This is a genomic window from Pelomonas sp. Root1237, from assembly GCF_001425055.1.
Lineage (GTDB): Bacteria > Pseudomonadota > Gammaproteobacteria > Burkholderiales > Burkholderiaceae_C > Pelomonas.
The window spans coordinates 863,092-877,292 of sequence record NZ_LMDK01000016.1; the positions used below are offsets into that span (position 1 = coordinate 863,092).

The window sequence follows — 14,201 nt, forward strand, 5'->3', positions numbered from 1 at the left end:
GATGCTGATCCAGTTCTTCTACACGCTGCGTGCCGCCAAGCTCAAGGTGACGGTGCCCGAGTACCTGACGCTGCTGGAAGCGCTGCAGGCCGGCGTCATCGGCGGCCCCGACAACGGCGGCACGGCCAGCATCGACGACTTCTACCACCTGGCCCGCACGTCCCTGGTCAAGGACGAGACCCAGTTCGACAAGTTCGACCGCGCCTTCGCCGCCTACTTCAAGGGCGTGGAGATGCTGACCGACTTCACGGCCGACGTGCCGCTGGAGTGGTTGCGCAAACAGCTTGAGATCGAACTCTCGCCCGAGCAGAAGGCTGCCATCGAGAAGATGGGCTGGAACGAGCTGATGGAAACGCTCAAGAAACGCTTCGAGGAGCAGAAGGAGCGCCACGAGGGCGGCAACCGCTGGATCGGCACCGGCGGCACCAGTCCCTTTGGCAACAGCGGCTACAACCCGCAAGGCATCCGGATCGGCGGCTCGGGGGGTAACAAGAGCGCAGTCAAGGTCTGGGAGCAGCGCGCCTACCGCGACTACGACGACACGCTGGAACTCGGCACGCGCAACATCAAGGTGGCCCTGCGCCGCCTGCGCCGCTTTGCGCGCGAGGGGTCGGAGCTGGAGCTGGACCTGGACGGCACCATCCACGGCACCGCCGCCAACGCCGGCATGCTGGACATCCGCATGCAGCCCGAGCGCCACAACAAGGTCAAGGTGCTGCTGCTGATGGACGTGGGCGGCACGATGGACGAACACGTGAGCCGCGTGGAAGAACTCTTCAGCGCCGCCAAGACCGAGTTCAAGCACCTCGAGTTCTATTACTTCCACAACTGCGTCTACGACTTCGTCTGGAAGAACAACCGGCGGCGCTTCGCCGAGAAGCTCAACACCTTCGACCTGATCCGCAAATACAACCGCGACTACAAGCTCATCTTCGTCGGCGACGCGACCATGAGCCCCTACGAGATCCTGCAAGCCGGCGGCAGCGTCGAATACAACAACGACGAGCCCGGCGCGGAATGGATCCAACGCCTGACCCACGCCTTCCCCAAGTACGCATGGATCAACCCCGAGCCGCAAGGCGTCTGGCAGTACCGGCAGAGCATCGCGCTGATCCAGCAGCTGATGCAGCAGCGCATGTTCCCGCTGACCCTTTCCGGACTCGAAGGCGCGATGCGGCTGCTCAGCAAATGAAGCGTCTCTTTGCACTGCTCGCCGCAGTGCTGCTGAGTGCCTGTGCCACGCAGGCTCCGCCGCAGGCCCCTGCCCCACCGGCGCCGGACATACCGGCCGACGCACCCGCCGTCTACAGCGTCGACATCCGCATCGACGGCGAAGGCCGCGAGGCCACGCGCCTGCGCACGTTGCTGGCCCAGAACCTCGACCTCGCCCGCTACCGCGCCAGCGAGGCGGCGCTGAGCCGGGTGGAACTGGCCCGCCTGGCTGCGGCCGCGCCCGCCCAGGCCGAGACGCTGCTGGAAACCGAGGGCTACTTCAACGCCAAGGCCGACGTGGACCGCGACCCGGCAGACGAAACGCGGCTGTTGCTCACCGTCAAGCCGGGCCCGGTGACAAGGGTCGACAAGCTTGAGCTCGAGTTCACCGAAGGCCTGGCCGACGAGCAAGCTCAAGCCCTGCGCGAGGTCCTGCGCGGCGCCTGGACGCTGAAGAACGGCGCCGCCTTCACGCAGTCGCAATGGGCCTCGGCCAAGAGCGATCTGCTGCTGCGCGCGCGCAATGGCGGCTATCCGCTGGCGCGCTGGGCCGAGACGGCCGCCCGCGTCGATCCCGACACGCAGACCGCCGAGCTCCACCTCGTGCTGGCCAGCGGCAACCGTGCGAAGCTCGGTGCGCTGCGCATCGAAGGGCTCAAGCGCCAGAGCCGCAATGCCGTCGAGCGCCTCGCCGGCTTCGACACCGGTGATGACTACACCGAGCAGAAGCTCGCCGAGTTCCAGGAGCGCCTGGCCAAGACCCAGCTCTTCGACGCCGTGCGCGTGCAACTGCTGCCCGAGGCCCCGAACGCTGACGGCACCACGCCCGTGCAAGTCACGCTGACCGAGTCGGCCCTGCAGCAGGCCACGGTGGCGGTGGGCTATCACAGCAACACCGGCCAGAGCATCAGCGTCGAGCATCTGCACCGCCGCCCCTTCGACCTACCCGTGCGCGCCCGCACCAAGCTGCAATTCAGCCGCGACCTGCGCGGCGGCGAGCTGGAACTGAGCTCCCACCCCCAACCCGACCTGAAACGCAACCTCGCCTCGCTGCAGTACGAGCAGGACCGCACCGGCGACACCATCGCCACCAACCTGGGCGTGCGCCTGGGCCGCCTCTATGAGTCGACGCGCGACGAGCGCCTGAGCTATGTCGAGCTGCTGCGTGCCCGCGAGACCGCCGGCAGCGAGGTCAACACCAACCTGGCCCTTTCCATCAACCAGCAGTGGATACGCCGCCGCCTGGACAGCACCCTGCTGCCCACCGACGGCCACCAGGCCCTGGCCCTTGTCGGCTTCGGCTATGCGAAGGGCGGCGGCACCGACGACAGCGGTCCCTTCGGCCGCATGCAGTTCAAGCTGGGCGTCTACAAGCCCTTCGGTGGCTGGTTCGCGTCGGCGCGCGCCGAGGTGGCGCAGGTGGTATCGAAGGAACAGGTCGGCGTGCCCGAGAAGCTGCTCTTCCTGGCCGGCGGCGACGAGTCGGTGCGCGGCTATGCCTACCGCAGCCTGGGCCCGCAGAAGAACGGCCTGACCGTCGGCGGCCGCGTGCTGGCCACCGGCAGCCTGGAAATCGCGCACCCCATCATGCCGAGCTTCCCCAGCCTGTGGGGCGCCGTCTTCGTCGATGCCGGCAATGCTGCCTCGCGCTGGCAGGACTACCGCGCTGTCGTCGGCTATGGCGCCGGCGTGCGCTGGCGCAGCCCCGTCGGCCCGCTGCGCGTGGACCTGGCGCGTGCGCAGGAGACGGGCAAATGGCGGCTGCACTTTAGTGTGGGGATCACGCTGTGAGGCGATCCTTGCGCATCCTGCGTGCCGCCCTGATCGCGCTGGCGCTGGTGCTGGTGCTGATCGCCGGCTTCGTCGCCTGGCTGCTGCAGCGCCCTTCCGGTGGTGCCTGGCTGCTGGCCCATCTGCCCGGTGTGCAGATCGAGGCCCCCGAGGGCTCACTGATGGGCGAGTTCAGCGCGCGTCGCCTCATCCTCACCTGGGCCGGTGGCTCGGCCGAATTGCGCGGACTGCGCTGGAAGGGCCTGGGCGTCAGCCCCAGCGCCGGCCTCCTGCTGGCGCGCGAGCTGGCCGTGGACGAGGTCGTCATCCGCAGCCAGGCCAGCGACAAGCCCATCGTCCTTCCGCCGGACCTCACACTGCCACTGGGCGTGCAGATTGCCAGTCTGCGCATCGCCAAGCTGAGCTGGGCGCCCGATCAGGCACCGTTGCTCGGCCTGGACGCCCAGCTGGACCTGCCCCGCCGCGGCACCCATCGCATCGAGCTCAAGGCTGCTCGCTGGCAACACCTGACGCTGGCCGGCAAGGCCCGCATCGAGAGTGCCGCGCCGCTGCAGACCGACGCGACGCTGCGCGTGCAGCAGGCCGAAGCGACCGACCTGCCGTGGTCAGCCGTCGCTGCAGTCACCGGCCCATTGGCCAGGCTCAAGGCCAAGGCCGAGCTGGAGGCCGCGCACCAGACACTGAAGGCCGACGGCGAAGTCCAGCCCTTTGCGCCCTGGCCCGTCAACGCGCTGCAACTGAAGGCCGACAAGCTCGACCTGGCGGCCCTCATGCCTGGCCTGCCGCGCACGGCCCTGAGCGGCGACGCTCAGCTGAAGGCGCCCGCCCGCGACGCCGAAGCCACGCTGCAGGCCGACCTGCACAACGCCGCTGCCGGCCGCTGGGACCAGGGCGCCCTGCCCGTCAACCGCCTGGTCATTGCGCTGGCCGGCCGGCCTGACCAGCCCACCAGCCTGCGCCTGACCGCGCTGGATGCCGAGCTGCCCGGCGGTGGTCGAGTGCAAGGCAAGGGAGCGCGTGAGGCCGATGGCCGATGGCAGCTCGACGCCCGTGTGCAGGGCCTGCGCCCCGAAGCGCTGGACGCGCGTGCGACGCCGGCGCGCCTGGATGGGCCACTCACGCTCGCGGGCAGCAAGGCCGGCCCCTTGAGCGCCAAGCTTGACCTCGCCGGCACGGTGCAGAACCGCCCGCTGCGCGTGAAGGCCAAAGCCCGGGGCGAGGGCACGAAGTGGCAGATCGAGGACGCCCAACTGGCCAGCGGCGACGCCACGCTGCAGGCCAGCGGTCGCGTCGACACCGCCGGTGCCGCGCAACTCAAGGTTCAGCTGCGCCAGTTCGACCCGCATCTGCTGTGGCGCGGCGCACCCGGTACGGCCTGGGCTCGCCTGCCCAGCCCGACACGACTCAGTGCCGAGGCCGATGTGGACGTGCGCGGCAAGACCCTCGCCACGCTTAGCGGCAACGTCTATGCCCGCTTGCTGCCCAGCCAGTTCGCCGGCCTGCCCCTCGAAGGCCGGATCAAGCTGCAGCGCGAACGCGCCGCCGACGCGGCGGCCTTCGACATCGACGGGCGACTGGGCAACAACCGCGTGCAGACCAGCGGCCAGGCTCGGGCCGAAGCCATCACCGGCACTGCCGCACTGAAGGCCGGCGCGCTGGCCGAGCTGAACCCGCTGCTGGCGCTGTTTGACCAGCAGCCGATCGCCGGCCAGGGCGAGGGTGTTGGCAGCTTCCAACTGGTGCGCGGCATCAAAGGCTGGCAGGTCGGCGGCAGCGGCAAGCTGTCGCTGGCCTCCGCCAAGGCGTTGGGCACCAGCATCGCCGCCCTGAAGGCGCGCTGGGAGCTGCCCCTGCCCGGCGCCGATGGCGATGGCCCGGTCGCGCTGAACCTGGACATCAGCCAGCTGCGCGACCCCCTCGCCCAGCTGAACAGCGCCAAGCTCGATTTGCAAGGCCGGCGCAGCGCCCACGATGTGAAGGCCGAGGTCAGCGGCAAGATCATTCGAGATGCATCGGCGCGCGACTCGCAAGACCTGACGCTGAACGCCCAGCTCCAGGCCCGTGGCCGCTGGGATGGGCAGGCCTGGAGCGGCCGCGTTGCGCGCATAGCCATCGGCCCGCTGCGCCCCAACACGCCGCCACTGCTGGCGGCCAAGGACATCGGCCTGCGCTGGGCTAGCGACGGCCCACGCCTGCAGGCCGAGCCCGGCCGCGCCGAGGTGGGCGGTGCCTTCGTGCGCTGGCAGGCCCTGAGCTGGACCGGCGGCGAACGCCCCGAGGCCCGCGCCGAACTGCAGCTCGAGGACGTGGCCGCCGCGCCATTGATGGCGCGCTGGCAACCCGACTTCGGCTGGGGCGGCGACCTGCGCGTGACGGGCCATGCCTCGCTGCTGCTGAATGATCGGCTCACCGCCGAACTGCTCATCGAACGCCAGAGCGGCGACCTGCGCGTGACCGACGAGTTTGGCCAGCGTGCGCTGGGACTGACCGACCTGCGCCTGGCGGTGAATGTGCGCGACGGCCTGTGGCAGTTCGCGCAGGGTGTGGCCGGCAGCGAACTTGGCAGCCTGGGCGGCGCGGTGACGCTGCGCCCGGCCAAGCTCTGGCCTGACGCGCAGACGCCCGTGCAAGGCGTGCTGCAGGCCAATATCGCCAACCTCGCCACCTGGGGCAGCTGGGTGCCGGCCGGCTGGCGCCTGGGCGGCCGCGCGGCGGCCACCGTGCAGCTTTCCGGCCGTCTGGGCGCCCCCGACCTCAATGGCCGCGCCGAAGGCGAGAACCTGGCGCTGCGTCATCTGCTGTTCGGCGTGGATGTGACCGAGGGCCGCTTCACGCTCGACTTGAAGGGCCAGCATGCCGAGCTCTCCAAGCTCGAAGCGCGCGGCGGCGATGGTTGGCTGCGCGCCAGCGGCACGGCCGAGTTGGGCGCCCAGCCCAAGGCCCACATCGAGATGACGGCCGACAAGCTGCGCGTGCTGTCGCGCGTGGACCGCCGCCTCGTCGCCAGCGGCCAGGCGGCGCTGGACCTCGACGCCAAGGGGCTCAAGCTGGAAGGCAAGCTGCGCGCCGACGAAGGCCTGTTCGACTTCAGCCGCGGCGACGCGCCCGCGCTGGCCGATGACGTCACAGTGCTGCGCGGCCCGCGCGACGCGGCGCCCACCGCACCACCCGCACCCAAGGCCGCGCGCAACAGCGTCGTCAACGTCGCGCTGGACTTCGGCCGCGACTTCAAGGTACGCGGCCGGGGCCTGGCGACGACGCTGCGCGGCCAGCTGCAGGTCAGCCAGAACAACGGCCCGCTGCGCGTCACGGGCAAGCTCGACGCCGACGGCGGCCAGTACGCGGCCTATGGCCAGAAGCTGGACATCGAGCGCGGCGACATCAGCTTCACCGGCGCCTACGACAACCCGTCGCTGGACCTGCTGGCCGTGCGGCCCAACCTCGACGTGCGCGTCGGCGTCTACGTGGGTGGTACGGCGCTGGCGCCGCGCGTGAGCCTGTACTCCTCGCCCGAGATGAGCGACACCGACAAGCTCTCCTGGCTGTTGCTCGGCCGCGGCCCCGATGGCCTGGGCCGCACCGACACGGCCCTGCTGCAGCGCGCCGCCCTGGCCCTGCTCAGCGGCGAAGGCGAAGGCCCGACAGGCAAGGTGCTGCGCAACCTGGGGCTGGATGAGCTCTCGCTGTCGCAGAGCGACGATGACACCAAGGCCACCATCGTGCGCCTGGGCAAGCAGATCTCGCGGCGCTGGTATGTCGGCTATGAACGCGGCCTGAATGCAACGACAGGTTCCTGGCAGCTCATCTATCGCATCGCCCAACGCTTCACGCTGCGGGCCCAGGGTGGGGACGACAACGCGCTCGATCTCATCTGGCAGTGGAAATGGGATTGAATTGATGCCCCTCGCCCAGTCCGTCGCGCTGAACGCGGGCGGCCTGGTCGGTCCCCCGAGGGGACGGCGATGCTTGCGGCATTGAGCCGCAAGCACATCGCCCGCGGGCCGGCTTGGGAGCGGCCCGGCGCTCAGCCCGCGATCCCTGCACCGCGGGCTCCGGGCTGTCAGACAACGCCGCGCCAAGGCCCGCACTGCATCCGCCAATCGCCAGCGGCCTCCTACAAGGCGACGCGATGGCGCACCCCTACGCCATCCCGGCCTGCCTACACATCTGAAACCCCGTTGAGACCAAAGTTGTTTCATCAACCCCTGTTGATTCCGATGGAGGTTCACCATGACCCAGGTCCAGCTCACTACGCCAACAGCACCCGCTTCGCTGCCGCTTCCTCAGTCCGCGCACAAGGCGACCATCGCCGAAACCCTGCGGGCTGAGCCAGAGCTCACCCACCTGCTGCACTTCGAGCCACTGACCTACCAGGGCGCCGGCCTGGACATCCCCTGCGACCGTCAGGGCCGCGTCGGCCTTGATGCCCTCGGCGACAAGCTGCGCAACGACTACTTCTTTGCGCGGGCACTGATCGGCCGCCTGTTCGACAAACCGACCGTCAAGCAGGCCCTGCCGGTGATGCATTCCTGAGCAATCAGGCGCCGTCCTACAGCCCCACCCTGGTCTGCCCGACAGCGGGCGCCAAGACCCTCCGCGAGGATTCAGGCCATGTTCACAGACTCACTCTCTGCGCAGACCGTGCCCCATCTGCCGGTCGCCGCCGATCTTGTCGATGCCGATCTCGACGTCTCCCTCAGTACCCCGTCCACGCTGGTCGTTCACGCCAGCTTGGAACTGCAAGGCAGCGAGGCCATGGACCTCGCCCTGGTCATTCCCCGCTCGCGTTGCAATGGCGAGCGCCCGCTTCTCACCGCCCTGCTGGACGCCGTCCAGGCCGCTGTCGCACGCGCGACGCGTGGCGGCACCCTGCACCAGCCCCGCCGCGTGCTGACGCGGGTGGCCGGCCAACCCCATCTGGTCGCGCAGTTCTAAAGGCCTATTTCGAGCGCCCGTCAAACTCCGTGACGGGCACGGCCTTCAGGTCGATGTCCTCCAGGCAGCGGATGTTGATGGCTGCCATCGCCGAGCCGTCCGGCCCCTTGCCTTCGCCATAGGGATGCATGCCACAGGTCGGGCAGAAGCGATGCTGGATGACATGCTTGTTGAAGGTGTAGCTGCTGGCGTTCTGCTCCGGCGTCAGCAGTTTCAATGCGCTGCGCGGCACGAACCACAGCAGCGATCCCTTGCGCTGGCAGATCGAACAGTTGCAGGACAAGGCGGAGCCGATCTCGCCCTCGACCTCGAACTTGATGTGGCCGCAGTGGCAGCTTCCTTGGTGCGTCATGTCGCGTGTCTCCTTGAGTAGGCGGATGCTGCCAGAAAGCCCGCGAGACCCCATGCGAGAATGCGCGCCGCCTGACCGGCGCCTTCACGGCGCCAACGGTGCTCTCCGTAGTTCAATGGATAGAACGGCCGCCTCCTAAGCGGCAGATACAGGTTCGATTCCTGTCGGAGGGACCACGAAGCATCGATGCGGCCTCACAAAACGCCAGGAAGCGGGCCAAAGCGCTCTGAGCGGCCCTGTTCCAGGCGTCGCAGCCGTCTTTCCAGATCGGCGAGATCCCGGGCTTCGCTAAGAAAGCGCTCGTCGTCATCCCGTGTGAACGCGTCCCTCAGGTTCAGCAGCCATGCGCCCAAGCGCGACGTCGAGCCGGTGACGACAGATTTTGGGAACAAGGTGGCGGTACGTTGCATGGGTGCTCCTTCGTGAAGGCTCGAAAGCGATGAATCACGATAGGCACCGCCCACGCTGTTGCAAAGGCACAGAAGGGGCGCGAGTTCACTCGGCTGTATCAACGCAGCTGCAGACACAGCTGGCTGCCCGGGCCGCCGGGCATCGATGACAGGCGGCTCAATGCGAAATCCGCCGCTTGATGGGTGGGCAACTGATCCTCGTCAACGTGGGTGTTGAGATCGTCCGGCAATCTTGAGGTCCAGGCGCTCGATCAGAGCTGCCGCCAGTGCGCAAGAATCGCGTCTCGCCTTCTACGAGGAACCGCAATGCCTAAACCCGTCATCCGTGCACTGAGTGCTGCCCTGCTGCTGGGCACAGCCACCAGCTGGGCAGCCGACGAAGTCACCCTGCCCCTGAAGGAAGCGTGGTTCGAGGGCGAGATCGTGCATTACGTCAGCACGGACATCTCCGACCCCGGCATCGCCAAGAAGCAGGGCATCAACTACGTGCCCGCCCTGGCCCAGACGCTCAAGCCCGGCATGCCCGTCGAGAAGGCCTACAAGTTCCCGGGCGACGAGCAGGCCACCGTGCTGCCCTCGATCCCGAGGCCCGTGGGCGGCGCCAATGCCGACGCGACCTACAGCCCGCTGTGGGTGCTGGTCATGGTGCGCTGGAAGCCCGGCGTCACACCGCACACACTCAAATCCGAGGAGGCCGTGCTGGCTGCCGAGGAAAAGGGCGAGGTCCAGCTGACTCCCACCAAGATCGTCGCGAACTGGCCCGTCGTGCGGGCTCGCGGCGCCGCGCTGCAGGGCGTGCGCTGAGCCAGCAAGACATCATCCCGTCGGCCGGTCGCCCCCACCACTGAGGGTGCCGCGCAGTTGGGAGGGCGCCAGCCCGGTCATGCGGCGGATGGCACGGCTCATGTGCGCCTGGTCGGCGAAGCGGCACTGGGCGGCCACGGCGGCCAGGCCGGCGTCGCCCCGGGCGATGTGGCCGAGCGCGCGATGGGTGCGCTGGAACAGGCGGTAAGCCGCCGGCGTCACGCCGAAGACCTGGCGGAAGCCGCGCGCAAGGCTGCCCGGGTGCAGGCCGAGTTCGCGCGCCCACGAAGCCACCGGTGCATCAGGATCCTGGCGCAGCCGTGCCGCCAGCAGGTCGGGCCAGTCCGAAGCGGGAATCGGCAACTCCGTCAGGCTGGCGGTCAGCAGGTCCAGCGCCGCATGCAGGTCCCGTTCCGCCAGCCGAACCACCGCGTCCGGATCGCTGGCGACGGCATGGGTGGCAGCTTCCCAGGCGGTGGGCAAGGGCAGGATCAGCACCTGGGCGCCACTGCCGGCCACTTCGTCCAGGTGGTACTCCCAGCGGCGGTGGGCGAGTACATCCCCCGCCCGCAAGTGGTGCCGCCCCGTGTCGCCCGCCTCGACATAGCCGCCGGCGAGCACCAGGGCGACGAAGGCTTCGTCATGCCGGTGCCGGCCCAGCCGCTCGCGCGGCGGATGGCGCATCGGCCCGGCGGTCAGCGGGCGGCAGGCGGCGCCGGGCGCGCCGGGTCCGCCAGGTGCTCCCTTTGGCAGGTGAATTCGGTTCAAGACAGGCTATGCAATCGGCCACAAACTGGCCTCATTCTGAGGGATGCCTGCATGACCATGTTTTCGAGTTTGCGCGCCTTGTGGACGGCCGCCGCCCTGCTGGCCCTGCCATGCGCGTCGGGTGCGGCCACCGCACAGCACGTGCTGGCCGCGCACCGGGCGGCGACAGGTGAACCCACCAAGGCAGGCAGCCTGGCCTTGCGCTACGCCTATTCGGGCCAGGGGCTGGTTGGCACCGTCGTCACGCGGTTCGACACCGCCAGCGGCGCCTTCGTCACGGACAGTGAACTCGGCCCGATCACCGTGGCGAACGGCTTCGACGGCCGCCTGCCGTGGATGCGCGACATCTCGGGCGCCTGCACGCCCCAGCAGGGCGGTGACCGGGTGCGCCTGGCGATCAACGAAGCCTACCGACTGGCCAACTTGTGGTGGCGCCGGGATCGCGGCGGCGCCCGCATCGAGGCACTGGGCCGCGAGACGCTGGACGGCCGCGCCCTGGAGCATCTCGCCGTGACGCCTCGCGGCGGCTCGCGTTTTGACGCCTGGTTCGACGCCGGCAGCGGGCTGCTCGCCCGCATCGCCGAGCGCCAGATGTTCTTCGACACCCGCACGACCTACGAGGACTACGTCCGCCAGGGCGGCGCGCAGTTGGCTGGCCGCGTCATCGTCGACGGCGGCACCGGCGAGTCCGGCCTGGCGACGATGCGGCTGCTCGACGTCAGCTCGCCACCGCGGCGGCCCCGCACCGCCTACGCCATGCCGCCCGACCCGCCGCAGGGCGTCACCCTGGCCGACGGCGCCCGCCGGGCCAGCGTGCCGTTCCGGCTGCTGAACAACCACATCTACGTCGAGGCGCACGTCAACGGCCACGGCCCCTACACCTTCATCGTCGACACGGGTGGCCACACCATCCTTTCGTCCCGCGTGGTAGCCGAGGCGGGCCTGAACGCCCAGGGCGCCTCACCGTCGGCGGGCGCCGGCGAGAAGACGACGACCAGCGGCTATGCGAAGGTGCGCGAGATCGCGCTCGGCCCGGTCCGCATGCAAGACCAGACGGCGATCACCATGGACATCTACGACCCGGCTGTCGAAGGCATCCGGGTCGACGGCATGGTCGGCTTCGAGCTGCTGCGCCGCCTGGCGCTGCGCATCGACTACCAGCACAGCACGTTGACGTTCAGCCGCTTTGACGCCTTCGATGCCGGCGACGCGGGCACGGCCATCCCGTTCAAGTTCTACGACCACCTGCCGCAAGTGGAAGGCAGGGTGGGCGACATCCCGGCGCTGTTCGACATCGACACCGGCTCGCGCAGCGAGGTGGACCTCACGAGCCCCTTCGTCGCCGCCCGCCGCCTGCGCGAACGCTTCCCCGGCGCCGTCACCGCCATGACCGGCTGGGGCGTCGGCGGCCCCTCGATGTCGGAGGTCGTGCGGCTGCCGTCGCTGTCGCTCGGGCCGGTCACCATCAACGCGCCGGTGGCGGCGCTGTCGGGCGCCAGGGCCGGCTCCTTCAGCGATGCCAACTTCGACGGCAACATCGGCAGCGGGCTGCTCAAGCGCTTCGTGACCAGCTTCGACTACTCGCGCCAGCGCATGTATCTCAAGCCCATCGTGCCGCCGCCTGTCGACGCGGGCCGCTTCGATCGCTCGGGCATGTGGCTCAACGCGGCCGACGAAGGCTTCGTCGTGGCCCACGTCTCTCCCGGCGGCCCGGCGGAGGCGGCAGGGGTTGCCGTCGGTGACCGGCTCCTCACCCTCGACGGCCGGGCGGTGCAGGCCGATGAGCTGTCCGCGACACGGGCGCTGCTGCGCACCCGGGCGGATGGCGATCGCATCACGCTGGGCATGCGGCGCGGCACCGAGCCACGCAGCGTCGTGCTGGTGCTGCGGGAGCGGCTGTGAGCAGCCACGACGAACGCCGGCGAACACGCGCCGTCCTGCTGCTGCTGTCGCTGGCCATGTTCATCGTCTCTCTCGACCAGTACATCGTGGTGGTTGCGCTGCCGGACATCGGCCGGGACCTGGGCTACTCGTCCCAGACACTGCAATCGGTCATCAGTGCCTACGCGATTGCGTCGAGCGGTTTCCTGCTGCTCGGCGGCCGCGCGTCGGACCTGCTGGGCCGGCGCAGGGTTCTGGCGGTGGGACTGTTGCTGTACTGCCTGGCGTCCCTGGCCGGAGGCCTGGCGACCGGCACGGCGCAACAACTGGTGGCCCGTGCCTTCCAGGGCCTCGGCGGCGCCCTCGTGTTCCCCAGCACCCTGGCGCTGATCAACGTGCTGTTCAAACAAGGCCCGGCCCGCAACCAGGCACTCGGCTTCTGGGCCGGCGCGGGCGCGGCTGGGCTGGTGGTCGGCGTGCTGGCGGGCGGGGCGCTGACCAGCGGCTTCGGGTGGCGGGCCGTCTTCCTCGTCAACGTGCCCCTCGCCGGTGCGGCGCTGGCGGCCACCTTCGCGCTGATCGCGCACGACGGGCCGCTCGACCTGTCGCGGCCGTTCGACCTTCCCGGCGCAATCAGCGCCACGGCCTGCGTCACGCTCATCGTCCTGGCCCTGGTCCAGGGGCCCGAGCTGGGCTGGACATCGCCATGGATCCTCGCCGCCCTGCTCGCCGGGCTCGCGCTGGCCGGGGCCTTCGTCGCCGTCGAGCGGCGCAGCGCCGACCCGATCCTGCCGCTGGCCCTGTTGCGAAACGGCTGGCTTGCACTCGCCGCGGTCGTCGCCGCACTGTTCATGGCCACCTTCGGCACGCTGCTCTACTTCCTGTCCCTCTTCTTTCAGGATGTGCTCGGCTACGACGCCCTGCACGCCGGCCTGGCCTTCCTGGTGCCCACGGCCGTCGTGACCGGGGCGTCGGCGGCAGCCGGCCGGCTGGCCACCCGCTTCGGCCTGCGCCGCACGATGGCAGGCGCGCTGCTCGTGGGCGCCGCCGGCGCGCTCATGATCGGCCTGGCCGCCCGGCCCGACGCCGGCTACCTGGACCTGCTGCCTGGCATGGTGGTCGTCAGCCTCGGCGATGGCGCCATGTTCACGGCCATGTTCATCGCGGCGGCCCAAGGTGTCCCAGACGACCGGCAAGGCGTGGCCTCGGGCATCGTCTCCACCTCTTCAGGCATCGGTGCGGCCGTCGGTCTCGCGGTGCTGGTGTTGATTGCCAACCACGCCAGCGGCGGGGTGGCCGCGCAGGCGCTGCGCGCGGCGCGTGCCCAGGGGATCGCCCACGCCGCCTGCACGATTGCGGCAGGCATTGCGTTCACCCTGCTCATCGTGCTCGCCTGGCGGCAGGCGCCGGACGACGGCCATGGCTGAAGCACCGGTGATCGCTTTTCGCGACGCCGCCGAATTCGAGGCCTGGCTGGAGGCGCATGTCGATCTCCAGGGAGGCGTCTGGCTCAAGATTGCCAGGAAGGGGTCGGGCCTGCCCTCGCTGACGAGCGACGAGGCGGTCGACGTGGGCCTTTGCTTCGGCTGGATCTCCGGCCAACGCAGGGCGCTGGACGAGCGCCACTACCTGCAGAAGTACGTGCCTCGCCGCCCGGGCAGCCGCTGGTCGCAGATCAATGTGGACAAGGTGGCGGTGCTGGCTGCCGCGGGCCGCATGCGGGCCACGGGCCAGGCCGAGATCGATGCAGCCCGGGCCGACGGCCGCTGGGCCGCCGCCTATGCGCCGCAGCGCACCGCCGGCATTCCGCACGACCTGGCCGTCGCGCTGGCGAGCCACCCGCTCGCCAGCGCGGCGTTCGAGTCGCTCGGCCGCACGCGCCAGTACGCATGGATCCTGAAGCTGCTGACGGCGCGCGATGAACGGGCCAGACAGGTGCAGCTCGCGAAGCTGATCGACACCCTCGAGGGGGCTTGCGCGCCTGTTGAACGCGGCGGCGGCTAGGCCCGCGGTGCTGTGGCGCAACCGTCGTGCACGGGCCGCCAGCC

The 14,201-nt window shown here is 69.8% G+C and carries 12 protein-coding genes and 1 tRNA gene; 10 read left to right on the plus strand and 3 right to left on the minus strand.

What is annotated here, in order from left to right; translation table 11 throughout:
* Window position 1 precedes the first annotated feature (1 nt).
* The 5 genes from ASC91_RS16740 to ASC91_RS16760 all read left to right on the plus strand — a co-directional run bounded on the left by ASC91_RS16740 (window position 2) and on the right by ASC91_RS16760 (window position 7,938).
* Window positions 2–1,192, plus strand: coding sequence for a VWA domain-containing protein (locus tag ASC91_RS16740; RefSeq protein WP_056198862.1), 1,191 nt, complete (start codon window positions 2–4; stop codon window positions 1,190–1,192).
* Window positions 1,189–3,003 (plus strand): autotransporter assembly complex family protein, encoded by a 1,815-nt coding sequence (locus ASC91_RS16745; protein ID WP_056198867.1) that lies wholly within the window; start codon window positions 1,189–1,191, stop codon window positions 3,001–3,003. Before ASC91_RS16740 ends, ASC91_RS16745 begins: the two co-directional genes overlap by 4 nt.
* Window positions 3,000–6,896, plus strand: coding sequence for a translocation/assembly module TamB domain-containing protein (locus ASC91_RS16750; protein WP_157281698.1), 3,897 nt, complete (start codon window positions 3,000–3,002; stop codon window positions 6,894–6,896). The genes ASC91_RS16745 and ASC91_RS16750 overlap by 4 nt, the downstream gene beginning before the upstream one ends.
* A gap of 337 nt (window positions 6,897–7,233) precedes the next feature.
* Window positions 7,234–7,536 carry a hypothetical protein gene (locus ASC91_RS16755; protein ID WP_235532010.1) on the plus strand — a complete coding sequence of 101 codons (303 nt, stop codon included), beginning with the start codon at window positions 7,234–7,236 and terminating at the stop codon, window positions 7,534–7,536.
* Between the two features lie 78 nt (window positions 7,537–7,614).
* Window positions 7,615–7,938 (plus strand): hypothetical protein, encoded by a 324-nt coding sequence (locus tag ASC91_RS16760; protein ID WP_056198872.1) that lies wholly within the window; start codon window positions 7,615–7,617, stop codon window positions 7,936–7,938.
* Between the two features lie 4 nt (window positions 7,939–7,942).
* On the opposite strand, the gene ASC91_RS16765 is transcribed toward ASC91_RS16760, so the two are convergent.
* Window positions 7,943–8,290, minus strand: a complete 348-nt coding sequence (locus ASC91_RS16765) for a GFA family protein (protein ID WP_056198875.1) — start codon at window positions 8,288–8,290, stop codon at window positions 7,943–7,945.
* Between the two features lie 101 nt (window positions 8,291–8,391).
* Here ASC91_RS16765 and ASC91_RS16770 point away from each other — a divergent pair.
* Window positions 8,392–8,466: transfer RNA gene (locus ASC91_RS16770), tRNA-Arg, on the plus strand.
* A gap of 18 nt (window positions 8,467–8,484) precedes the next feature.
* On the opposite strand, the gene ASC91_RS16775 is transcribed toward ASC91_RS16770, so the two are convergent.
* Window positions 8,485–8,700 carry a DUF3563 family protein gene (locus ASC91_RS16775; RefSeq protein ID WP_056198878.1) on the minus strand — a complete coding sequence of 72 codons (216 nt, stop codon included), beginning with the start codon at window positions 8,698–8,700 and terminating at the stop codon, window positions 8,485–8,487.
* Window positions 8,701–9,006: 306 nt separating this feature from the next.
* Here ASC91_RS16775 and ASC91_RS16780 point away from each other — a divergent pair, with 306 nt between their 5' ends.
* Entirely contained in the window at window positions 9,007–9,504 is a 498-nt protein-coding gene (locus ASC91_RS16780) for a hypothetical protein (protein WP_056198881.1), read from the plus strand.
* A gap of 12 nt (window positions 9,505–9,516) precedes the next feature.
* On the opposite strand, the gene ASC91_RS29830 is transcribed toward ASC91_RS16780, so the two are convergent.
* Window positions 9,517–10,188, minus strand: coding sequence for an AraC family transcriptional regulator (locus tag ASC91_RS29830; protein ID WP_056198884.1), 672 nt, complete (start codon window positions 10,186–10,188; stop codon window positions 9,517–9,519).
* Window positions 10,189–10,323: 135 nt separating this feature from the next.
* Here ASC91_RS29830 and ASC91_RS16790 point away from each other — a divergent pair, with 135 nt between their 5' ends.
* Genes ASC91_RS16790 through ASC91_RS16800 form a run of 3 tightly spaced genes read left to right on the plus strand, consistent with a single transcriptional unit; the run spans window position 10,324 to window position 14,157 of the window.
* Window positions 10,324–12,174: an aspartyl protease family protein gene (locus tag ASC91_RS16790; RefSeq protein ID WP_056198887.1), complete on the plus strand. Its 1,851-nt coding sequence runs from the start codon at window positions 10,324–10,326 to the stop codon at window positions 12,172–12,174.
* The gene (locus ASC91_RS16795; protein ID WP_235532011.1) at window positions 12,171–13,580 is read left to right on the plus strand and encodes an MFS transporter; all 1,410 of its coding nucleotides are present in this window, start codon (window positions 12,171–12,173) and stop codon (window positions 13,578–13,580) included. The genes ASC91_RS16790 and ASC91_RS16795 overlap by 4 nt, the downstream gene beginning before the upstream one ends.
* On the plus strand, window positions 13,573–14,157 hold the full coding sequence (locus ASC91_RS16800) for a YdeI family protein (protein WP_056198890.1): 585 nt from the start codon (window positions 13,573–13,575) through the stop codon (window positions 14,155–14,157). The genes ASC91_RS16795 and ASC91_RS16800 overlap by 8 nt, the downstream gene beginning before the upstream one ends.
* Window positions 14,158–14,201: the final 44 nt, after the last annotated feature.

Coding starts and splice junctions, on each gene's coding strand:
- ASC91_RS16740 (WP_056198862.1), top strand. CDS start 2: ATGCTGATCCAGTTCTTCTACACGCTGCGTGCCGCCAAGCTCAAGGTG.
- ASC91_RS16745 (WP_056198867.1), top strand. CDS start 1,189: ATGAAGCGTCTCTTTGCACTGCTCGCCGCAGTGCTGCTGAGTGCCTGT.
- ASC91_RS16755 (WP_235532010.1), top strand. CDS start 7,234: ATGACCCAGGTCCAGCTCACTACGCCAACAGCACCCGCTTCGCTGCCG.
- ASC91_RS16760 (WP_056198872.1), top strand. CDS start 7,615: ATGTTCACAGACTCACTCTCTGCGCAGACCGTGCCCCATCTGCCGGTC.
- ASC91_RS16765 (WP_056198875.1), bottom strand. CDS start 8,290: ATGACGCACCAAGGAAGCTGCCACTGCGGCCACATCAAGTTCGAGGTC.
- ASC91_RS16775 (WP_056198878.1), bottom strand. CDS start 8,700: ATGCAACGTACCGCCACCTTGTTCCCAAAATCTGTCGTCACCGGCTCG.
- ASC91_RS16780 (WP_056198881.1), top strand. CDS start 9,007: ATGCCTAAACCCGTCATCCGTGCACTGAGTGCTGCCCTGCTGCTGGGC.
- ASC91_RS29830 (WP_056198884.1), bottom strand. CDS start 10,188: ATGCGCCATCCGCCGCGCGAGCGGCTGGGCCGGCACCGGCATGACGAA.
- ASC91_RS16790 (WP_056198887.1), top strand. CDS start 10,324: ATGACCATGTTTTCGAGTTTGCGCGCCTTGTGGACGGCCGCCGCCCTG.
- ASC91_RS16800 (WP_056198890.1), top strand. CDS start 13,573: ATGGCTGAAGCACCGGTGATCGCTTTTCGCGACGCCGCCGAATTCGAG.